Annotated in this window: 22 protein-coding genes and 1 pseudogene; 8 read left to right on the forward strand and 15 right to left on the reverse strand. The window is 71.8% G+C overall.

Features of this window, described 5'->3' with window-relative positions; all coding sequences use genetic code 11:
- The first annotated feature begins 55 nt into the window (after nt 1-55).
- The 3 genes from SACAZDRAFT_RS12550 to SACAZDRAFT_RS12560 are packed head-to-tail and all read left to right on the forward strand — an operon-like array spanning nt 56 to nt 3,560.
- Complete coding sequence (locus tag SACAZDRAFT_RS12550) at nt 56-1,018, forward strand: U32 family peptidase (RefSeq protein WP_040927755.1); 963 nt, start codon at nt 56-58, stop codon at nt 1,016-1,018.
- Nucleotides 1,015-2,190, forward strand: coding sequence for a mandelate racemase/muconate lactonizing enzyme family protein (locus tag SACAZDRAFT_RS12555; protein WP_005442161.1), 1,176 nt, complete (start codon nt 1,015-1,017; stop codon nt 2,188-2,190). The genes SACAZDRAFT_RS12550 and SACAZDRAFT_RS12555 overlap by 4 nt, the downstream gene beginning before the upstream one ends.
- Complete coding sequence (locus SACAZDRAFT_RS12560; protein ID WP_005442163.1) at nt 2,187-3,560, forward strand: aldehyde dehydrogenase (NADP(+)); 1,374 nt, start codon at nt 2,187-2,189, stop codon at nt 3,558-3,560. The genes SACAZDRAFT_RS12555 and SACAZDRAFT_RS12560 overlap by 4 nt, the downstream gene beginning before the upstream one ends.
- A gap of 61 nt (nt 3,561-3,621) precedes the next feature.
- Here the strand turns inward: SACAZDRAFT_RS12560 and SACAZDRAFT_RS12565 are convergent, their stop codons facing one another.
- A complete protein-coding gene (locus SACAZDRAFT_RS12565; protein WP_005442166.1) occupies nt 3,622-4,395 on the reverse strand; it encodes an IclR family transcriptional regulator in 774 nt (257 codons plus the stop codon).
- Nucleotides 4,396-4,467: 72 nt separating this feature from the next.
- Nucleotides 4,468-5,940, reverse strand: coding sequence for an aldehyde dehydrogenase family protein (locus SACAZDRAFT_RS12570; RefSeq protein WP_005442168.1), 1,473 nt, complete (start codon nt 5,938-5,940; stop codon nt 4,468-4,470).
- Nucleotides 5,941-5,996: 56 nt separating this feature from the next.
- On the opposite strand from SACAZDRAFT_RS12570, the gene SACAZDRAFT_RS12575 reads away from it, so the two are divergent.
- Nucleotides 5,997-6,632, forward strand: a complete 636-nt coding sequence (locus SACAZDRAFT_RS12575) for an MBL fold metallo-hydrolase (protein WP_005442170.1) — start codon at nt 5,997-5,999, stop codon at nt 6,630-6,632.
- Nucleotides 6,633-6,637: 5 nt separating this feature from the next.
- Here the strand turns inward: SACAZDRAFT_RS12575 and SACAZDRAFT_RS12580 are convergent, their stop codons facing one another.
- From SACAZDRAFT_RS12580 to SACAZDRAFT_RS12600, 5 genes are all read right to left on the reverse strand, one after another.
- A complete protein-coding gene (locus SACAZDRAFT_RS12580; RefSeq protein WP_005442172.1) occupies nt 6,638-7,558 on the reverse strand; it encodes a sulfite exporter TauE/SafE family protein in 921 nt (306 codons plus the stop codon).
- 13 nt (nt 7,559-7,571) lie between these two features.
- Nucleotides 7,572-9,002, reverse strand: a complete 1,431-nt coding sequence (gene purB, locus SACAZDRAFT_RS12585) for an adenylosuccinate lyase (RefSeq protein WP_005442174.1) — start codon at nt 9,000-9,002, stop codon at nt 7,572-7,574.
- Between the two features lie 91 nt (nt 9,003-9,093).
- Nucleotides 9,094-9,672: a TetR/AcrR family transcriptional regulator gene (locus tag SACAZDRAFT_RS12590; RefSeq protein WP_176662452.1), complete on the reverse strand. Its 579-nt coding sequence runs from the start codon at nt 9,670-9,672 to the stop codon at nt 9,094-9,096.
- 65 nt (nt 9,673-9,737) lie between these two features.
- Nucleotides 9,738-10,478 carry a hypothetical protein gene (locus tag SACAZDRAFT_RS12595; RefSeq protein ID WP_005442179.1) on the reverse strand — a complete coding sequence of 247 codons (741 nt, stop codon included), beginning with the start codon at nt 10,476-10,478 and terminating at the stop codon, nt 9,738-9,740.
- On the reverse strand, nt 10,471-10,995 hold the full coding sequence (locus tag SACAZDRAFT_RS12600) for a SigE family RNA polymerase sigma factor (RefSeq protein WP_005442187.1): 525 nt from the start codon (nt 10,993-10,995) through the stop codon (nt 10,471-10,473). The genes SACAZDRAFT_RS12595 and SACAZDRAFT_RS12600 overlap by 8 nt, the downstream gene beginning before the upstream one ends.
- Nucleotides 10,996-11,130: 135 nt before the next feature.
- Between SACAZDRAFT_RS12600 and SACAZDRAFT_RS12605 the strand changes: the two genes are divergently transcribed.
- On the forward strand, nt 11,131-12,174 hold the full coding sequence (locus tag SACAZDRAFT_RS12605) for a threonine aldolase family protein (RefSeq protein ID WP_005442192.1): 1,044 nt from the start codon (nt 11,131-11,133) through the stop codon (nt 12,172-12,174).
- Nucleotides 12,171-12,755, forward strand: coding sequence for an HAD family hydrolase (locus SACAZDRAFT_RS12610; RefSeq protein WP_005442194.1), 585 nt, complete (start codon nt 12,171-12,173; stop codon nt 12,753-12,755). Before SACAZDRAFT_RS12605 ends, SACAZDRAFT_RS12610 begins: the two co-directional genes overlap by 4 nt.
- Nucleotides 12,756-12,761: 6 nt before the next feature.
- Here the strand turns inward: SACAZDRAFT_RS12610 and SACAZDRAFT_RS12615 are convergent, their stop codons facing one another.
- The 6 genes from SACAZDRAFT_RS12615 to SACAZDRAFT_RS23810 all read right to left on the reverse strand — a co-directional run bounded on the left by SACAZDRAFT_RS12615 (nt 12,762) and on the right by SACAZDRAFT_RS23810 (nt 16,948).
- Nucleotides 12,762-12,944 carry a hypothetical protein gene (locus SACAZDRAFT_RS12615; RefSeq protein ID WP_005442195.1) on the reverse strand — a complete coding sequence of 61 codons (183 nt, stop codon included), beginning with the start codon at nt 12,942-12,944 and terminating at the stop codon, nt 12,762-12,764.
- Between the two features lie 106 nt (nt 12,945-13,050).
- Nucleotides 13,051-14,220, reverse strand: coding sequence for a pyridoxal phosphate-dependent aminotransferase (locus SACAZDRAFT_RS12620; RefSeq protein WP_005442196.1), 1,170 nt, complete (start codon nt 14,218-14,220; stop codon nt 13,051-13,053).
- Nucleotides 14,221-14,327: 107 nt separating this feature from the next.
- Nucleotides 14,328-15,470 (reverse strand): transglycosylase SLT domain-containing protein, encoded by a 1,143-nt coding sequence (locus SACAZDRAFT_RS12625; protein ID WP_005442197.1) that lies wholly within the window; start codon nt 15,468-15,470, stop codon nt 14,328-14,330.
- Nucleotides 15,470-15,781 (reverse strand): hypothetical protein, encoded by a 312-nt coding sequence (locus SACAZDRAFT_RS12630; protein WP_005442198.1) that lies wholly within the window; start codon nt 15,779-15,781, stop codon nt 15,470-15,472. Before SACAZDRAFT_RS12630 ends, SACAZDRAFT_RS12625 begins: the two co-directional genes overlap by 1 nt.
- 118 nt (nt 15,782-15,899) lie before the next feature.
- Complete coding sequence (locus tag SACAZDRAFT_RS12635; protein ID WP_005442199.1) at nt 15,900-16,676, reverse strand: ESX secretion-associated protein EspG; 777 nt, start codon at nt 16,674-16,676, stop codon at nt 15,900-15,902.
- A complete protein-coding gene (locus SACAZDRAFT_RS23810) occupies nt 16,673-16,948 on the reverse strand; it encodes a hypothetical protein (RefSeq protein WP_005442200.1) in 276 nt (91 codons plus the stop codon). Before SACAZDRAFT_RS23810 ends, SACAZDRAFT_RS12635 begins: the two co-directional genes overlap by 4 nt.
- Nucleotides 16,949-17,168: 220 nt before the next feature.
- Here SACAZDRAFT_RS23810 and SACAZDRAFT_RS24010 point away from each other — a divergent pair, with 220 nt between their 5' ends.
- A complete protein-coding gene (locus SACAZDRAFT_RS24010; protein WP_269726607.1) occupies nt 17,169-17,300 on the forward strand; it encodes a hypothetical protein in 132 nt (43 codons plus the stop codon).
- Nucleotides 17,301-17,397: 97 nt separating this feature from the next.
- Entirely contained in the window at nt 17,398-17,811 is a 414-nt protein-coding gene (locus SACAZDRAFT_RS23815) for a hypothetical protein (protein WP_005442201.1), read from the forward strand.
- 44 nt (nt 17,812-17,855) lie between these two features.
- On the opposite strand, the pseudogene SACAZDRAFT_RS23820 reads toward SACAZDRAFT_RS23815, so the two are convergent.
- A pseudogene (locus SACAZDRAFT_RS23820) lies at nt 17,856-18,320 on the reverse strand (PPE domain-containing protein); the annotation flags it as partial.
- Between the two features lie 247 nt (nt 18,321-18,567).
- Nucleotides 18,568-18,990 carry a PE domain-containing protein gene (locus SACAZDRAFT_RS12645; protein WP_005442202.1) on the reverse strand — a complete coding sequence of 141 codons (423 nt, stop codon included), beginning with the start codon at nt 18,988-18,990 and terminating at the stop codon, nt 18,568-18,570.
- Between the last annotated feature and the right edge of the window lie 136 nt (nt 18,991-19,126).

The raw sequence follows: 19,126 nt of genomic DNA on the forward strand, positions 1-19,126 counted from the left end.
TCTCGTTCGCGGTTACGAACGTCATCCGATATTTCGGACAAGATTGGTGGATGCGGTGGAACGGTCGCGAACCTTCCTGCGCTCGCTCGGACTGCCTTCGACAGACCCCGGCGAGCTCCCGAGCAGCACGAAACGCTTCCCCGACGGCGCGGCGTACCGCGTCGAGATCCCCAGCGTCGAGGGGGTCGAGGCGATGGAGGCCGTCTTCGGCGAGGCCGACGCCCGAGGAGTCACCGTCCACCGGGTCTCCCAGGGCAGCGGCGGCATGCTGCTCACCCAGACCGAGCTGACGGCCATGGCCGCGCTCGCCGAAGCGCGCGGCGTGGAGCTCAGCCTGTTCGCGCGGCCCGTGGCGGGGTGGGACACCGGCGCGGCGTCGCTCGCGGAGGGCGGCGGGTCGATGGCCGCGCAGGCGCGGGGCACCGAACAGCTCGTCCACGTGCTCGCGGACATCCGCCGCAGCGCGGAGGCGGGGGTCCGCAGTGTGCTCGTCACCGACCTCGGCGTGCTGAGCGTCGCCTCCCGCATGCGGCAGGCCGGCGAACTGCCCGCGGACCTGCAGTTCAAGGTCAGCGTGCAGATGGGACTGTCGAACCCGGTGTCGATCCGCATCGCCGAGGAACACGGGGCCGACACCTACAACGTGCCCACGGACCTGTCGCTGGCGCAGCTCGCCGCCGTGCGCGCGGCCATCGACATCCCCATCGACATCTACGTGGAATCGCCCGACGACCTCGGCGGGTTCGTGCGGCACTTCGAGATCGCCGAGATCGTGCGGGTCGCCGCGCCCGTGTACCTCAAGTTCGGCCTGCGCAACGCGCCGAACATCTACCCGAGCGGCACGCACCTGACCGGCACCGCCGTGAGCCTCTCGCGGGAACGCGTGCGCCGGGCCGAGATCGGCCTGGAGACCCTCGCCCGGTACGCCCCTGACGCCGTGGCGTCCACCCTGCCCGCGGATGATCTGGCCGTGCCGAACACCACCGCCGTCACCGAGTCGACGAGGAGCACGCCGTGAAGATCACCGATGTCGAGACCTTCGTGATGGGCACGCCGTGGCGTGACCTGACCTTCGTCCGCGTCACCACCGACGAGGGACTGACGGGCGTCGGTGAGACCCGGATGCTCGGGCACACCGAGGCGTTGAAGGGGTATCTGTCCGAGGCCGTGCCCCGGCACGTGATCGGCGCCGACCCGTTCGACATCGAGGCGCTCGTGCAGCGCATGAAGCGCGGCGACTACGGCAGGCCCGGCGAGATCATGATGTCCGGCATCGCCTGCGTCGAGATGGCCTGCTGGGACATCGTCGGCAAGGCTCTCGGCCAGCCGGTGTGGCGACTGCTGGGCGGCAAGGTCCGCGACCGCGTCAAGGCCTACGCCAACGGCTGGTACACCGTCGAGCGCACCCCGGAGGAGTTCCACGCCGCCGCGAAGCGCGTCGTCGAGCGCGGCTACCGCGCGTTGAAGTTCGACCCGTTCGGCCCCGGCCAGTGGGAGCTGGAACCGCAGGAGCGCACCCGGTCGATCGAGCTGGTGGAGGCCGTGCGCGACGCCGTGGGCCCCGACGTGGAGATCCTCGTCGAGATGCACGGCCGGTTCGCTCCCGCGGAGGCGGTGCGCATCGCCCGCTCGATCGCGAAGTTCGACCCGAGCTGGCTGGAGGAGCCCGTTCCGCCGGAGAACCTCAAGGCGCTGGCGAAGGTCGCGGAGCAGGTCGACTTCCCGGTGGCGACCGGGGAACGCATCCACGACCGGGCGGAGTTCCGCGAGCTGTTCGAGCTCCAGGCCGCCGACGTCATCCAGCCCGACATCGGTCACCTGGGCGGCATCCTGGAGACGCGCAAGCTCGCGGCGACGGCGGAGACGCACTTCGTGCTCGTGGCGCCGCACAACGTGGGCGGCCCGGTGCTCACGATGGCGAACCTGCACCTGGCCGCGTGCACCCCGAACTTCAAGATCCAGGAACACTTCAACGACTTCGCCGACGAACACGTCAAGCAGGCGGCTCCCGGCCTGCCGCCGGTGGAGGACGGCTACTTCGCCCTGCCGATGGCGCCGGGGCTCGGCGTGGAACTCGACACCGACTTCGTGGCCGAGCACCCGTTCCAGGCCGCGCGCTTCGACCTGTTCGCCGACGACTGGCAGTTCCGGGGCACCAAGGCGGGCACACTGGAAGGAGACGACGCATGACCGACGTGACGGACGCACTGCTCGACGCGGCGGCGAGCGCGGCGAGGCCGTGGGCGGAGCTGCCCGACAAGACACGCGCGGCGGCGTTGGAGGCCGTCGCGGGCGCCCTCGACGCGGCGGCCGACGAGCTGGTGCCGCTGGCGAGGGAGGAGAGCCGCCTCCCCGAGGCCCGGCTGCGTGGCGAGCTCGTGCGCACGACGTTCCAGCTGCGCTCGTTCGCGGGCCAGGTACGTGAGGGCTTCGAGGTCATCGAGGACGACGCCGACCCCGACTGGCCCACCGGGCCCCGCCCGGCGCTGCGGCGGGTACTGATGCCGCTCGGGCCCGTCGTGGTGTTCGCGGCGTCCAACTTCCCGTTCGCGTTCTCCGTGGCGGGCGGCGACACGGCGTCGGCGTTGGCCGCGGGCTGCCCCGTCGTGGTGAAGGCCCACCCGGGCCACCCGAAGCTCTCGGACGCGACCGCGGAGATCGTGCGCGCGGCGTTGCTCGGCGCCGGTGCGCCGGAGGGCACGTTCGCGCTCTTCCACGGTGAGGCCGCGGGCCGCGACGCCGTGCTCGACCCGCGCACGAAAGCGGTGGCCTTCACGGGTTCGCTGCGAGGCGGCCGGGCCCTGTACGACCTCGCCGTGTCGCGCCCCGAGCCGATCCCGTTCTACGGGGAGCTCGGCAGCGTGAACCCGGTGTTCGTGACCCGCGCGGCCGCGCAGGCCAGGGCCGCGGAGATCGCGACGGGCTACGTCGACTCGTTCACGCTCGGCACCGGGCAGTTCTGCACCAAGCCCGGACTGCTGCTCGTGCCGTCGGATTCCCGGCTGCCCGAACTGGCCGCCGAGCACGCCCGCACGAAGGGCGCCACGGCGATGCTCAACGAGCGCATCGGCGAGGGATACACGGCGGGACTGGACGCACTGCGCGGACACGCCTCGGTGCGGGTGCTGGTGGAGGGCACGTTCGGCGAGGACGGCCCCACACCGACGTTGCTCGCGACGACGGCGGCCGACCTGCTCGCCGACTCCGAGGCGCTCGCGACCGAGTGCTTCGGCCCGACGTCGCTCGTGGTGACCTACGACGACGAGGAGCAGCTGCTCGCGGTGGCGCGCTCGCTGGAGGGTCAGCTCACCGGCACCGTGCACGGCGAGGAGTCCGACGACGTCGCCCGCCCGCTGCTGGCAGAGCTGGCCGAGCGCGTCGGCCGCGTGCTGTGGAACGGCTGGCCGACCGGCGTGTCGGTCACCCCGGCCATGCACCACGGCGGGCCCTACCCCGCCACCACCGCGCCCCTGCACACGTCGGTGGGGATCACCGCCTCGGCGCGGTTCCTGCGTCCGGTCGCGTTCCAGAACGTGCCCGGACACCTGCTGCCCCGCTGACGTCGGCACGAAGGGCCGTCCTCCACCACCTCGGCGGGGGACGGCCCTTCGTCGTGTTCGGTCAGGGAGTGACGGGACGGCCGCCGAGGCGGCGGGTCAGCTCCGCGGCTCCCTCCCGGACGAGCTTCTCCCACGTGGGCCACGCGTCGTCGGCGTGGCGCGAGGTGGGAATCGAGATGCTCATCCCCGCCACCCAGTCGCCCGCCGCGTCCACGACGGGCGCCGCGACGCACCCGGCGTCGGTGTTGGACTCGCTGCGTTCGTGGGCGACGCCGGACTCGCGCACCAGAGCGAGCTGGGCGCGTAGTTCGCTGCGCGAGGTGATGCTGTGCTCGGTGAGGCCGACGAGTCGCCGGCCCTTCAACCGGGCCGTGAGCTCCTTCTCGGGCAGCCCCGCGAGCAGGACCTTGCCGACCGCCGTGCAGTGCGCGGGGAGGCGACTGCCCACCTCGGAGATCAGCCGCACCGAGTAGGTGGAGTCGACTTTGGACACGTACACGACCTCCAGGCCGTCGAGCACCGCCACGTGCACGGTCTCGCGGCACTCGGCGGCGACCTGACGCGCCACGGCGTCGGCCTCGGCGGCGAACTCCAGCCGTTGCTGGTAGCGCGAACCCAGCTCCAGCAGCTTCGGCCCGAGCGCGTACGTCGTCTCCTCGCCCGAGCGCCGCACCAGGTAGTGCCGTTCGACCAACGTGGTCAGCAGCTCGTGCGCGGTCGAGCGCGGCAGCTCCAGCCGTCGGCCGATCTCACTCGCCGACAACGTGACATCGTCGGCCAGGAACAGTTCGAGGATGTCCGCGGCACGGAGCACGGCGGGCACGAGACGAGCCATGCGTCCAGCGTACCAGCCGCTGTCCGAAACTTCGGACAGCGTGCGGGACCGCGGACAGCGTCGATCCCGCCGTCACCGCCTGCCGTGCAGGAACGTGACGAGCTTGCCCACCAGCTCGTCGGTCTTGGCGGTGCGCGCGAACGTCGTCATCGCCAACGGCATCCGGTACCGCTGCCGCGCGACGGCCTTGGGCCGCGCGAACTCCCGCAACCCCTCGGGACCGTGGATGCGGCCGAACCCGGACTCCCCGACACCGCCGAAGGGCAGCGTCGCGATCCCCGCGAACGACAGCGGCGAGTTGATCGCCGTCATGCCCGTCCGCAGCCGCCGGGCGAGCTCCACGCCGCGCCGTCGCGAGAACACCGTGGACCCCAGCCCGTAGGCGGAGTCGTTGGCCTTCTCCACCGCCTCGTCCATGTCGACGACCCGCGTGACGGTGAGGGTGGGCCCGAACGTCTCCTCGCGCACGGCCTCGGAATCCTCGGGCACGTCGACCAGCACCGTCGGCCGCACGTAACGCTCGCCGACGGCGTCCGCGCCACCCACGAGCGCCCGACCCCCCTTGGCGAGGGCGTCGGCGATGTGCCTGCGCACCACGTCGAGCTGCGAGCGCATGGTCATCGGCCCGTAATGCTCACCCGGGTGCACCTCACGCGCCCGTTCGGTGACCCTGGCGACGAACTCGTCGTACACCGCCGTGTGGACGTAGACGCGCTCCACGCCGACACAGGTCTGTCCCGCGTTGGAGAACGCGCCCCACACTGCGGCGTCGGCCGCGGCCTCGAGGTCGGCGTCGGCGTCGACCAGCAGTGGGTCCTTGCCACCCGCCTCGATGATCACCGGGGTGAGGCGCTCCGCCGCGGCGGCCATGATCTTCTTGCCCGTGGCCGCCGAACCGGTGAAGGCGATCTTGTCGACGTCGCTGCGAACCAGCGCCGCGCCCGTGGCGCCGAACCCGGTCACCAGCTGCAACACCGGCCGCTCCGGAACGACCTCCGCGAAGGCGTCCACCAACCAGGCACCGACACCCGGCGTGTGCTCGCTCGGTTTGAACACCACGGCGTTGCCCGCCGCGAGTGCGTACGCGATCGACCCCAGCGGCGTGAAGACCGGGTAGTTCCACGGGCCGATGACGCCGACGACGCCCAGCGGGCGGTACTCCACCGTGGCCGCCTGGTTCGACAGCAGCAGTCCCGACGAACGCCGTTGCAGCCCAAGCACCTTGCGTGCGTTGCGGGCCGCCCACTCGATGTGCTCGACGGCCAGCACGATCTCCAACTGCGCGTCGCCTCGTGGCTTGCCGGTCTCGGCGCGCACCAGGTCGCACAGCTCGGACATGCGGCGAACGAGCACGCCCTTCCAGCGGCGGAGCCGTTCGGCGCGTCCCGCGAACCCGAGCGAGTCCCACCACTCGGCGGCCTCGCGCGCCCGGGCGACGGCGGCGTCGACGGCGGCCGCGTCGTGCACGGGATGGGTTCCCACCACCCTGTCGGTCGCCGGATCGATCGAGTCGAACGTCTCGACGGCCTGCTCGGTGCTCGTCATGCTGACAGCGTAGGGAAGCGACCGGTTACTGCCAACTCGCCAACAAGGGAGCCACCGTGAAGTTCGTCCACTACGGGCACTCGTGCATGCTGCTGGAAACCGACCACGCCCGGCTGCTGTTCGACCCCGGCGCGCTCTCCAGCGGCTTCGAGTCCCTCCGCGACCTCGACGCCGTGCTCATCACCCACCAGCACTACGACCACATCGACGTGGAGAAGCTGCCCGGCCTGCTCGCGGCCAACCCCTCGGCGCGCCTCATCGTCGACCCCGGCACCACCAAGACGATCGACAACCTGGAGATCGCGGTCACCACGGCGTCCCCGGGCGACACCTTCGACCTCGGTGGCACGCGGGTGACCGCCGTCGGTGGACAGCACGCGAGAATCCACAGCGACATCCCGGTGATCCCGAACATCGGTTACGTGGTCGACGGCGGCGCGTTCTACCACCCCGGCGATGCGTTCTTCGTCCCCGAACACCGCGTCGACGTGCTCGCGCTGCCGACGGTGGGGCCCTGGCTGAAGGCGGGCGAAGCCGTGGACTACCTGCGCGCGGTGTCGCCGCGGCTCGCGATCCCCGTCCACGAGGCACTGCTCGCCAGAACCGCCGGCTACATCGGCCTGTACACGAACCTCGCCCCGGACGGCACCGAGGTCCGCGTCGCCCCGCACGGCGAGCCGATCGACCTCTGACGCCTCTAACGGCGCGCCCGCTCCGCCGCGGCGTTCACGCCGTCCTCGCCCACGAGCGCGTTGATCCGCCGCTCCTCGCTCATCGACCGCAGGGCGGCGAGCAGGGCGGTGACCAGGAACGCCGTGAGTGCGACGTAGACGAGCGCGATCACCACCGGGGCCGCGCCGAGCGCGCCGAGCAGCTGCCACCCGTTGGTCAGCACGATCAGACCGCCCGCTGCCGTGCCCAGCAGCCTCGGCGGCATCCGGCGCGTCAGCACGGCACCGATCGGCGCGGCGAGCACCCCACCGATCAGCAACGCCGCGACCACCGCGAAGTCCATCCCGTGCAGCGACAACGCGGCGAGGAACGCCAGACTCGCCGACACCGTGACCGCGAACTCGGCCATCTGCACCGAACCCACGACCTTGCGCGGCTCCAGGCGCCCGCTGGAGAGCAGCGTGGTGGTGGCGACGGGCCCCCAGCCACCGCCGCCCGTCGCGTCGACGAACCCGGCCACCAAGCCCAGCGGGGCGAGGAACCGCACCCCCGGCCGCTTCTCGGTGATCAGCTTGCCCACCCGCAGGAAGGCGAACCGCACGAGGACGTACACCCCGAGCGCGAAGAGGATCACGCTCATCCACCCCGTCGCGAAATCCGCCGAGAACGACACCAGCAACACCGCCCCGATCACCGCGCCCACGGACCCGGGACCGGCGAGGATGCCCACCGCCCGCCAGTCGACGTTGCGGAACCGCCAGTGCGACACCCCGGACGCGAGCGACGTCCCGACCTGCGCGAAGTGGGCCGACGCCGACGCGATCGCCGGGGCGGTGCCGAAGACCACCAGTGCGGTCGTGGCGGTCATCCCGTACCCCATGCCGAGCGTCCCCGACACGAGCTGGGCGAGGAAGCCGGCAAGGCCGACCAGCAACAGCGTCAGCATCTACGCGCGGGCGCTAGAGGATCGGGCCCGGCTCGTACGACGTGGCTTCGGGGAACCGGCGCACGACCTCCGCCACCCGGGCGGCGACCGACTCGATCTGCGCGCCAGCGGTGCCGGTGAACGCGAGCCGGTCGGCGAGCAGCGCCTTCAGGTCGTCGGCGTCCAGTGGCAACCGCTCGTCGGAGGCGAGGCGCTCGACGAGGTCGTTCTCCTGCTGTCCCTGTTCACGCATGGCCAGCGCGACCCCGACGGCGTGCTCCTTGATCACCTCGTGGGCGGTTTCGCGGCCGACCCCGGCCCGCACCGCGGCCATGAGCACCTTCGTGGTGCCGAGGAACGGCAGGTAGCGCGAGAGCTCCCGGTCGATCACGGCGGGGAAGGCGCCGAACTCGGCGAGCACGGTCGCGAACGTCTCCAGCAGGCCGTCGAGCGCGAAGAACGCGTCCGGCAGCGCCACCCGGCGCACGACCGAGTCCGACACGTCGCCCTCGTTCCACTGGTCGCCCGCGAGCTCGCCGATCATCGACAGGTAGCCGCGCAACACCACGGCCAGGCCGTTCACGCGCTCACAGGAGCGGGTGTTCATCTTGTGCGGCATCGCCGACGACCCGACCTGGCCCGGCTTGAACCCCTCGGTCACCAGCTCGTGGCCCGCCATCAGCCGGATCGTGGTGGCCAGGCTCGACGGGGCGGCCGCGAGCTGCACGAGCGTCGAGAGCACGTCGAAGTCGAGCGACCGCGGATACACCTGGCCGACACTGGTGAACACCCGCTCGAACCCGAGGTGCGCGGCCACCTTCCGTTCCAGCTCCGCGAGCCGCTCCGGCGTGCCGACGAGGTCGAGCATGTCCTGTGCCGTGCCGACCGGCCCCTTGATCCCGCGCAGCGGGTACCGCGCGAGGAGGTCGTCGAGCCGGTCGAAGGCCACCAGCAACTCGTCGGCGGCCGTGGCGAAGCGCTTGCCGAGGGTCGTCGCCTGCGCGGCGACGTTGTGCGAGCGGCCCGCCATGACCAGCTCGCTGTGCTGCGTCGCGAGGTCGGCGAGCCGCGCCAGCACGGCGGCCACCCGCACCCGCAGATGTTCCAGCGAGCGCCGGACCTGCAGCTGCTCCACGTTCTCGGTGAGGTCCCGCGACGTCATGCCCTTGTGCACGTGCTCGTGCCCGGCGAGAGCGTTGAACTCCTCGATCCGGGCCTTCACGTCGTGCCGCGTCACGCGCTCGCGGGCGGCGATCGAGTCGAGGTCGACCTGGTCGAGCACGCGCTCGTAGTCGGCCACGACGTCGTCACCGACCTCGACCCCGAGCTCCCGCTGCGCCTTGAGCACAGCGAGCCACAGGTCGCGTTCGAGTCTGACCTTGTGCTCGGGCGACCACAGCCGGACCAACTCGGCAGAGGCGTACCGGGAGGCGAGCACGTTCGGGATTCGGGGCTTGTCCGTCACACGGTCAGGCTAACCACGCCGTCAGCGCGGCACCGGGTTCAGGGTCGACCTCGGCGTGGTGTTCCCACTCCGTGGACGACCCGCGCCGAACTCAGCTCAGTTCCTCGCGCAGCACCCGGGCCGCCACCGCCCGCGGCTCGGGGTCGACCGCGACGAGCGCGTTGACGACCGAGCCGTCCACCAGGGCGATGAGGCGTTCGAGGCGGTCGGCGTCCATGTCGAACCCCGACCGCACGAAGATCTCCAGGAGCAGTTCCCGCAGCTCGGCGGAGAGCACCCGCATCAGCGGACGCAGGTGCGGCCGACGGCCCGTGCCCACCAGCCGCTCGTAGCGACCCACCACGGCCTCGTAGTGCGGGTCCGGCCCCAACAGCAGGTCGAGCACGAGCTCGACCACGTCGTCCACGCGCCGGTCCTCTGTCGGCAACGTCGCCAACTTCGCCCGCCCGACCTCCAGCTCCTGCCGGCCGTGATGCTCCGTCGCCGCGCACACCAGCTCGTCGAGCGACTCGAAGTAGTACGTCGTCGACGCCAGCGGCAGCCCCGCGCGTTCGGCCACGGCCCGGTGGCGGACGGCGTCGAAACCGCCCTCACCCAGCAGTTCGGCAGCGGCCGCGACGAGCGCGGCGCGCCTGCGCTCGCCCTTCGGCGTACTGGCTGCGGACGTCATGGCCGGATAGTCTGCCACCTCCGAACCGAACTGCTGCGGCTGTGGCTCGCGCACACGGCGTTCGGCTAACCCAGGGCTGCGGCGACCCGGTCGGCGATCCCCGGAAGTTCGTCCCGAAGCGGCACGTCCGTCTCGTCCGCGCTGTTCTCGGCGATCCCCAGCACGGTCAGCCGCCCCTCCCCGACGACGGTGTCGACCACGTGACTGGCGACGTCAGGCGGTGCCGGAACCACACTCTCGCGATCGGGATGGAGGACGACGGCGACCACACCGCCCGGCACCCGGAACGCGGCCGAACGCGACACGACCTCGGAACACGGCCCGTAGCGCGTCGCCTCACCGATCGGATCGACCGGGAGCTCGCCAGCGAGGGCAGTGGCGAGCTCCCGATCGACCGCCTGGCACCCAGGAGTGCCCTCGGCCCGAGGGCCGTCCTCCCCGTGCGACTCGCCGCCCTGCTTCGGCGGGCCGTCGGGGAAGTTCTCGACACCCTGTCCACGCGGCCCGTCGCCGGTTGGTTGCCCGCCCTCCGAACTTTTTTTCACGGCCCCGTCGGACGCCGTGGACTCGGCCGGAGCCAGCGCCGTCGTGTGGTCGCCACCCTGCTCCGGTCCGCCCAGGACGACCCCGGTCACCGCACCCGCGCCCACCACGACGGCCGCGGCCACCGTCGCGAGCGAACGCCGTCGCGCCGTGATGCGCCGCGACGCGGACCTCACGTCGTCCACCGTGAACGACGGTGCGGGCACCTCCCCCGCCGCGTCGTGCAACAGCCGTTCGAGCCGACGCTCGTCGAGCTCACCCATGCGCGTCCACCTCCTCGCCCAACGCCGTCCGCAGGTTCGCCAGGCCCCGAGCCGTCTGGCTCTTGACGTTGCCCTCGCTGCACCTCAACGCCCGTGCCGTGCTGCTCACGTCGAGGCCCTCGAAGTAGCGCAGGACCAGCACCGCGCGCTGCTTCGCCGGGACCTTCGCGAGCCCGGCGAGCAGGTCGGCCCGCACGCTCACCCGGTCGGCCAGCGCATCGGTGCCGTACGGGTCGGACACCCCGCGAGGTTCGGGCAGGTCGTCGGTGTGCTGCTCCCGCCGCCACGGCCGCCGCGACTCGTCGATCGCCGCCCGCACCAACGTCTTGCGCAGGTAGGCGTCCACGGCCGCGCGGTCGCGGATCTTGCGCCATCGGCGGTGCAGTGACACGAAGGCCGTCTGTGCGAGGTCGTCGGCACGGTGCCAGTCCCCGCACAGCAGGTACGCCGTCCGGCGTACCGAATCTCGCTTGGCCGCGAAGTACTCCGCGAACTCGTCGTCGTCATGGTGGGCCACGCAGACGTCTCCGGTCGTTCTTGTTGTCGACGGTGGAGACGGAAGAACGCCGCTCCACGGTTGCACGCGACGAGCAGTGTCACCCATCCGCGGGGTCCGGCGCGAGCACCCGCCGGTGTGTGATGTCATCGGCGCGTGACGGTCGAAACCACCTCCGCCCCGCTCCCGCCCCTCGACTTCCGCTCGGACACGCTCACCCGGCCGGACGAGCACATGCGATCGGTCATGGCGCGGGCCGAGGTCGGCGACAACGTCATCGACACCGACCCCACCATCCGCGAGCTGGAGGAACGGGCGGCCGACGTCCTCGGCATGCCCGCCGCCCTGTGGACCCCGAGCGGCACGATGGCCAACCTCGTCGCGCTGTCGACGCACCTGCGCCGGGGCGACCGCTTCCTCGCTCCCCGCGGCGCGCACGTGCTCCTCAATGAGCTGGGCTCGGCCGCGTGGCTGGCCGGCGGCATGCCCGACCCGCTCGACCACGACGCGGGCCCCGGACGCCCCACACCCGCGACCGTGCGGGCGGCGGCGGGCGGCGCCGGGCCGTACTACACGCTGCGCACCACGCTGCTGTCGTTGGAGAACACCCACAACGCCGCGGGCGGTGCCGTCACGCCACCCGACGAACACGAGGCCCTGGTCGCCGCCGCCCACGACGCGGGTCTGCGCGTGCACCTCGACGGTGCCCGCCTCTGGAACGCCTCCGTCGCGCTCGGCGTCGCTCCCGCCACGTTGACCGCCGGTGTGGACAGCGTCTCGGCATGCTTCAGCAAGGGACTCGGAGCGCCCGTGGGCTCGGTGGTCGCGGGCAGCGTCGAGTTCGTCGAGCAGGCCCGGCGCATGCGGCAGATGCTCGGCGGCGGCGTCCGCCAGGGAGGCGTGCTCGCCGCGGCGTGCCTCGTCGCGCTCGACCGCGTCGACGAGCTCGCCCTCGACCACGCGAAGGCGTCCGCACTGGCCACCGGCCTGCGCGAGCGCGGCTGGGACGTCGCCGAACCCCAGACGAACATCGTGCTCGCCGGGGTCGCGGACGTGGCCGCCACCCTCGACGCACTCCGCTCGCTCGGCATCCTCGCGCTGCCCATGGCAGGCAAGGTGCGGTTCGTGCTCCACCGCGACGTCAGCGCCGACGACGTGACCACCGCCCTCGACCGGATCGACAAGGGGATGAACGCATGACCTGGGTCGTCTTCGACTACGGCGAAGTGCTCTGCACCCGCACCGAGGCACTGCCCGGCCTCGCCGCCCGTCTCGACTCCTCGCCGGAACGGTTCGAATCCGCCTACTGGGCGCACCGCGACGCCTACGACCGCGGCTGCACCGACGAGGAGTACTGGAGTGCGGTCGCGGCCTCGGCGGGCGCGACGCTCGACGCCACCGCCGTCGACGACCTCACGCGAGGCGACGTCGAAGGCTGGTCACACCTCGACCCGGCCTCGGCCCAGCTGCTCGACGACCTCGCGCGCGACGGCGCCCGCCTCGCCCTGCTGTCCAACGCCCCGATCTCGTTCGCGCGCTTCGCGGAGCGGCAACCGTGGGCCCAGCACTTCCGGGTGCGGGTCTTCTCCGCCGACGTGGGCTGCGCGAAGCCGGACCCGAAGATCTTCCGTCTGCTCACCGACCGCCTCGGCGCCGAACCGGGCGACTGCGTGTTCTTCGACGACCGCGCGGTCAACGTGACCGCCGCACAGGACGCCGGCCTTCACGCGCACCTCTGGCAGGGAGCCGACCACGCTCGGCGCGTGCTGTTCGCGAGCTGAGCGGCGTCAGGGCTTCAGCTGCTTGCGCTTGTCGCTCTTGATCGCCCCGTAGGCGGCCGCACCGAGGAAGACCCCGCCACCGATCACGGCGATCCAGAACACCGCCTTGACGAGGAATCCGACGGCAGCGCCGATCACCATGAAGGCCACCCAGGCGAGGAGCAAACCGCCGACGATCTTCCAGAACATGATTCCTCCGCTGCCCGTGCTGTCGTTGTGCCTACCAGCCTGACACGATCAGGCGGTCCAGCGCCGCAAGCCGAGCCGACAATCAGGGACATCTCAGGGATGTGCCCTACCGCGCCAACCACGCGCCGAGGCGCCGCACCGCCTCGGTCACCTCCGACTCCGCGCTCGCGAACGACAACCGGACGAACCGCCCACCGTTCACCGGGTCGAAGTCCACACCCGGTGTGATCGCCACACCCGTCTCGTCCAACAGCCGCCTGCACCAGGCCAGACTGTCGTCGGTGTGCTCCGAGACGTCGACGTAGGCGTAGAACGCCCCGTCCACGGGAGCGACCTTGCCGAACCCGATCTCGGCGAGACCCTCCAGCAGCAGGTCGCGGTTGGTCCGGTACTGCTTGACGCCCGCGTCGAGTTCCGCGTACGACTCCTCGGTGAACGCGGACACCGCCGCATGCTGCGCCAGCGCGGGAGCGCAGATGTTGTAGTTGCCCATCAGCACGTCCACCGCGCGGTGCAGCCGCTGCGGCACGAGCGCCCAGCCCAGCCGCCAGCCCGTCATCCCGAAGTACTTCGAGAACGACCCCAGCACCACCGACTCGCGCGACGTCTGCCAGGCACAACCGACCTCGGCCTCGTAGCTGATGCCGTGGTAGATCTCGTCGCTGATCAGCTGCACACCCCGCTCGTCGCACCAGCGCGCGATCGCCGCCAGCTCATCGGCGGGCAAGACCGTGCCCGTCGGGTTGCTGGGACTCGCCACGATCACGCCCTGCAGATCGCCCAGCCCGTCGAGCAACTCGGTGCTCGGCTGGAAGCGGGTGCTCTCGTCGGTGTCGAACTCGACGACCTCGCACCCCAGCGACGACAGCAGGTTGCGGTAGGCGGGATAGCCGGGCCGGGCCATCGCGACCCGGGCGCCCGCGTCGAACGCCGCGAGGAACGACAGCAAAAAACCCCCGGACGACCCCGTCGTGACGATGACGTCGTCCGGCGACACCCCCAGGTCGTACCAGCGCTCGTAGTGCCCGGCGATCGCTTCGCGCAGCTCCGGGATCCCGAGCTGACCCGTGTACCCGAGGTCGCCCTCCCACAGCGCCCGCTGCGCCGCCTCCAACACCGGGCGAGGCGCCCCGGACGTCGGCTGTCCCGCGCACAGGGCGATCACGTCGCCGTGCGTGCGCTGCCGCTCCTTCGCGGCCGACAACACCTCCATGACGTGGAACGGCGCCACGTCACTCCGACGGGACGGCCCGGGCGTGAGTGCGGATTCGACCATGCCGCCACCTTAAGCCGCAGCCGATCGCACCGGCCGCCGCCCGCTGTGCTCCCGTGTGCTCCCTTGTGCTCACTGTGATCACTGTGCTCACTGTGCTCGGGTCGCGGTCAGTACCCCTGGTATCCGCCGCCCTGGGCCATCGACTTCAACCCGGGATGCCCCTCGAAACCGCCGTAGCGGTCGAACGTGTAGCGCACGCCCGCGATGATGTTGTCGACCGGGTTCCAGATGTCGTCGTGACCGGGCAGCTTGTGCGCGTTGAAGGTCGGGTCGATGCACTGCATGAGCCCCTTCGACGGGGTGCCCTTCGCCGCGTTGGAGTCCCAGTCGTTCAGAGCGTGCGGGTTGCCGCCCGACTCCTTCTCGATGATCGTCCAGATTTCGTCGATGTTGTCCTCGGTGACCGGGATGCCGTTGGCCTGCAGGATCTTGATCGCCTCACGGATCCACTGCTCGACGTTGCCCGGCGGCGGACCACTGGAGGGCGGTGGCCCGCTCGGGCCGTACCCGGCGAGCCCACCGCCGCCGGCTCCGCCGCCACCGGAACCACCGGTACCCGAGCCTCCGCCCGAACCGCCCCCTCCGGTGATGCCCCCCGTCGCGTTCTGCTGCGACTGCGCGGAACCCGGTTCGGGAACGCTCGAAAATCCGTCGCCGACCTCTGTCTTCATGAGCTCCTGTGCCCGCTTGATGGCCTCGTTCGACTGCCGCAGCAGATCGTCGATCTGCTTGGCCGCGTCCCGCGCCGTCCGACTGTTCTCCTCGCCCGCCTTGGCGATGATCTCCTCGGCCGTCGGCGACGGCGGCGCCTCGCGGTCGCCGTTCTCGTACTCGCGCATCGCGGCGAGTGCCGCGTCGGCCTGGCGTTGGGCCTGCTCGTTGCGGTCGGTGATCACCTGCGCGGCGTCGTCCTTGACCGTCTCGATCCGGCGCTTGACGGCCGCCAACGTCTCCTGCAGCGCCGTGAGCTCCGCGGCGACCTCGTCGAGCTTGTCGCGGACCCGGTTGCCCGCCTCGGCGATGGTGTTCACGTAGTCGAAGAAGGCGTCGGCCGCCGGGCCCGACCACACCCCGCCGTCGCGCAGCGGTTCCGCCGCGTTGGTGAGGTCGGTGGTGTGGTCGCCGGCGTTGCGCGACGCCTCGTCGAACTGCCGGGCCACCTCGTCGATCGCGGCCGGATCGACCTTGTCGACCCGCGCCGCCTTCTTCTCGACCTCGGCCCACTCCGCCGGAATGCCCGCGCCGGTCATCAGAGATCCCTCGCCGTCAGGTTGTCGGCGGCGACGGCATCGGCTTCCGTCATGGCGCCGAGCGCGTTCCGCAGAGCCATGCCCGCGGCGTTCACGCGGCTGGCGGCCGCGGAGAACTCCGACCGCATGCCGTCGGTGAACGCACCGACGGTGCCCGCGACCCTGTCGGGGTCGTCCGGGTCCTCCACGTCGCCGAACGGGCTGTCGCCCTGGATGCCCTTGAGCTTGTCCATCGAGGAGCGGAAGTCCTCCGCGATCTGCTCGACCCGCTGTGCCGTGATGGTCATCGATTCGGCGTCGTACACCGGCACGTCTCTGTCCTCCCGTGACACACCTGACCCGCCCGATGCAGCGGTCAGCCACGCGCTTCTACGACGTGGCGACGGCGGCGGCGGTTCCCACTCCGCAGCGGCCCGCCACCGACGGTGCTCAGACCTCGTCGAGCAGCTCCCACACTCGTTCCGCGAGCAGCGCGTTGTCCGCCGGCGTCACGGTCGCCCAATCCCGGCGGTCGCCGCCAGGGGCCACCTGGAACAGGTACCGGCCCGCGTCGGTGTCGTGAAAAGCGACGACCCGTCCGGCGCGTCGCATGCGGCCGTCGCGGTCGAGTCGCTGCGCACCGAACTGACCGCGCGTCACCATGCCGAGCAACATTCCCGCGAGCTCCTGCGCCTGCCACAGCTCGACACCGCGGTCCTCCAGCGCCGGCACCAGTGCCTTCGCGTCGCCCCGGGCCTCGGCGTCGGCCTCGACGAGCACCTCGTGCGGCACGCTGATCGAACGCCCGACACCGGGAGGCAGCTCGCCCGCCACCGACACCGCCGCCGCTGCCAGCGCCGCGTCACGCGACGGGATGAGCCACACCTCGCCCGCGTCGACGACCCCGAGCACGGCGTCCCTGCCCGAGCTCGCCGCGAGCCCCGTGATCCGCCGGTCGGTCCACACCCACAGGTCGACACTCGTGCGCGGCCTCGCCAGCAGGTACAGCAGGTCGCCCACCTCGGGGATCACCGTGCGCCCCCGCGCGAGTCCGCGGTCGGCCAACGTCTCCCACGCCTCGTCGACATACCGCGCGCGCTCGCTCCAGGTGGTGCCCGGGCTCGGCACCTCCAACGCGACGTGCCGACGGGGCAGGTCGAGCTCTTCCCACAGCACGTCGAACTCCAGCGTCGAGAGAACCACGCTGTTGCCCGCCACGGTGGTCACAAGCGGCCGTCCGAGCCGTCGTCGCCGATCACGTCGGGCGCGACCATGCGCTGGTCGGTGAAGAGGTCCTCGTCCTCCACGGCGAACCGGCGGACCTGCTCACCGTCCTCCTCCTCGCCGGGCACGGCCTTCTCCAGGAAGGCCTCCTTGCGCGGCGTGGCGCCGGGGTTGAGGCGCTCCGAGCTGCGCTGGACCTTCGCCTCCTCCTCGGGCAGATCGCCCACCGCCAGCGGACGCGGCGAGATCTGGGCGCCGGGCGCGCTGCGGCCCACTCCCCGGCCCGACCGCTCCTGCCCCGCGCAGCGCCCCGGCCACGCCTCCGGCGCCTAGGGCGCGCGATGCCGCTCCCCGACGGCGTTCAGAGACCAGGAGTTCCCCTCGGGTGCCGGGGCAGCCCCGGTGCCGAGGTCCGGCACCGAATCCGGGTCGGGGGCGACGGCGCCACTGGCAAGACCGGGCGCGAGCTGCTGCTCGGATGCGGGGGACATCGACTTGGTGGTGCTTCCGGCGCCGGAGAGCGGCGCACCACCCGAACCCGGCGTTCCGCCGCCCGCCCGGGTCGCTCTGCTCGACTCGGCGTCCGTCGACGTGGTCGGCACACCCGCCGCGCCGGCGCCCTTCTGAGCCCCGCGCGAGGTCCTCTCCACGGTCCACGCCTGCGGCCCCCGCCACTCCCGCCACCGCGACCGGAGGCACGCCCGCCCCGGGCTGGGGCGGAGTCGTGCCCGGCAAGGTCGGCCCCGGCGGCGCGGCGCCGGTCGGACCCGACGGCACCGGGCCCGCCTTCGCGCCGACGAGAGCGCCGCTGCCCGACGCCGGGCGAGCCGACGCGTCGGAGGTCGGTGTGGCGACCGACGACGGCATGACCACACCCGCCGACGACGGTGCCGACGACCCCGGTGCCGACGGTGCCGACGGTGCCGACGGTGCCGACGTCGGCGACGGCGCTGGAGGAGCGGACGTCCCCGGAGCCGAGGCCGGTGCGGCGGGAACACTCGCCGCCGACGTGGTGTCGCCCGGACCACCACCGGCGTCGATCGACGTCGGAACCCGTTCGGGCACCTTCGCGACCAGCCGCTCGGGCTCCCCCAGCTCCGGCACGCCGACCAGGTTCTCCCCGCTCTGCTTCGCGTAGGTGTCGAGGGCCTGGACGGCCTGCTCCCTCGCTTCGAGCGACCGTTCGAGCTGCCGCACGTGGTCGCTCTCGAAACCGAGCAGGCTGAAGGCGAAGTCCGTGAACCCGGGCTCCGGCCGCGGAGCGCGCAGGATCGCCGGATCGGGCAGCGAGTGCACCGCGCGGTTGTAGGCCTCGCCCTGCGCGAAGACCCGCTCGGCCGAGTCGCTCACCTTCTCGCCCGCTTCACGGGAGAAGTCCGCGCCGCTGTGCACGACCGACGCCGCCTCGCGGCCGGCGTCGCTGTCCCACTCGACCCCGAGCTCGGTCAGCTGACGTCGCAGGGTGTCGTCGGTCTCCTCGAGCGCGCGGGCGACGGCCTTGAGCGCGGCCACCGCGTCGGAGATCCCCGCGACACCCTGGCCCGAGCGCATCAGGTCGATCTCGTCGGCGAGCATCGCGTTGGTGTAACCGGTGAACCGGTGGTCGCGAATCCGTGCGGCGTGAGCCGTGATGTCGACGTCGTTCATGTCGCGTCCTTGTCTGGCAACGTCTGGCGACTCTTCGGAAGGGTCGGTGAAGGGCGATTCCGTTCTCGTGGCCCGGGGTGACGGCTGAGGTGGCTGTGACGGCTGTGACGGCTGTGGCGGGAGTGCGGCCTGTCACGACTGACGTCCCGGGAGTCCCGTGGGTTCCGTGAATCCCGTGCCGGTACCGCGACGAGCTCGCGGAACAGCACCGGGCGCCGACCGCAGCGGGCCGTGCGGACCACCGGAGCTACCTGCCCCCGGCGTCGCGGATCGCGGCCGCGTTGTCCTCGTCGTCGGAGGCGTACCGGCGCCCCGCGGCACGCAGTTGGTCGGCGAGGTTCTGGAGGCCTCGCACGTAGGCCAGCACGCGGTTGCGGTACGAGTCCTCGCCGCCGCTGATGACCGTGTTCCACACGTCGGCCGACTCCTGCGACACGATGTCGTCCGCGGGCGGGGGCACGCTCAGCGCGCCGATGTGTTCGGTGATCTTGCGTTCGAGGGCTCTGGCCTGCTCCTCGATCACGTCGGCCACCGCCACGATCTTGTCCGGAGACACCGTGATGTCCTTGATCACGGGTAGAGCCGGCACCTCGGGACCCGGCGGTGCCGCGCCCCCGTCGTTGTTCGGCCCCAGGAACGACCACGGCGCCTGCGCGGATTGTCCTGACACTGTCGCACCCCCTGCTACGGCCTGTAGCCAGCCAACTCTCCGGTGCAGGCTACCAACCGGAACACCACCGTGGCCGCCGAATCGGTGAGCGAAAGGTACCGTCGCCACGCCTATTCGCGAAGGGGAAGATCTCGCC

Source organism: Saccharomonospora azurea NA-128 (assembly GCF_000231055.2).
In the GTDB taxonomy this organism is placed as follows: domain Bacteria; phylum Actinomycetota; class Actinomycetes; order Mycobacteriales; family Pseudonocardiaceae; genus Saccharomonospora; species Saccharomonospora azurea.

Coding starts and splice junctions, on each gene's coding strand:
- SACAZDRAFT_RS12570 (WP_005442168.1), bottom strand. CDS start 5,940: ATGACGAGCACCGAGCAGGCCGTCGAGACGTTCGACTCGATCGATCCG.
- SACAZDRAFT_RS12615 (WP_005442195.1), bottom strand. CDS start 12,944: ATGTTCTGGAAGATCGTCGGCGGTTTGCTCCTCGCCTGGGTGGCCTTC.
- SACAZDRAFT_RS12560 (WP_005442163.1), top strand. CDS start 2,187: ATGACCGACGTGACGGACGCACTGCTCGACGCGGCGGCGAGCGCGGCG.
- SACAZDRAFT_RS12625 (WP_005442197.1), bottom strand. CDS start 15,470: ATGACCGGCGCGGGCATTCCGGCGGAGTGGGCCGAGGTCGAGAAGAAG.
- SACAZDRAFT_RS12620 (WP_005442196.1), bottom strand. CDS start 14,220: ATGGTCGAATCCGCACTCACGCCCGGGCCGTCCCGTCGGAGTGACGTG.
- SACAZDRAFT_RS12595 (WP_005442179.1), bottom strand. CDS start 10,478: ATGGGTGAGCTCGACGAGCGTCGGCTCGAACGGCTGTTGCACGACGCG.
- SACAZDRAFT_RS12610 (WP_005442194.1), top strand. CDS start 12,171: ATGACCTGGGTCGTCTTCGACTACGGCGAAGTGCTCTGCACCCGCACC.
- SACAZDRAFT_RS12590 (WP_176662452.1), bottom strand. CDS start 9,672: ATGACGTCCGCAGCCAGTACGCCGAAGGGCGAGCGCAGGCGCGCCGCG.
- SACAZDRAFT_RS12565 (WP_005442166.1), bottom strand. CDS start 4,395: ATGGCTCGTCTCGTGCCCGCCGTGCTCCGTGCCGCGGACATCCTCGAA.
- SACAZDRAFT_RS12580 (WP_005442172.1), bottom strand. CDS start 7,558: ATGCTGACGCTGTTGCTGGTCGGCCTTGCCGGCTTCCTCGCCCAGCTC.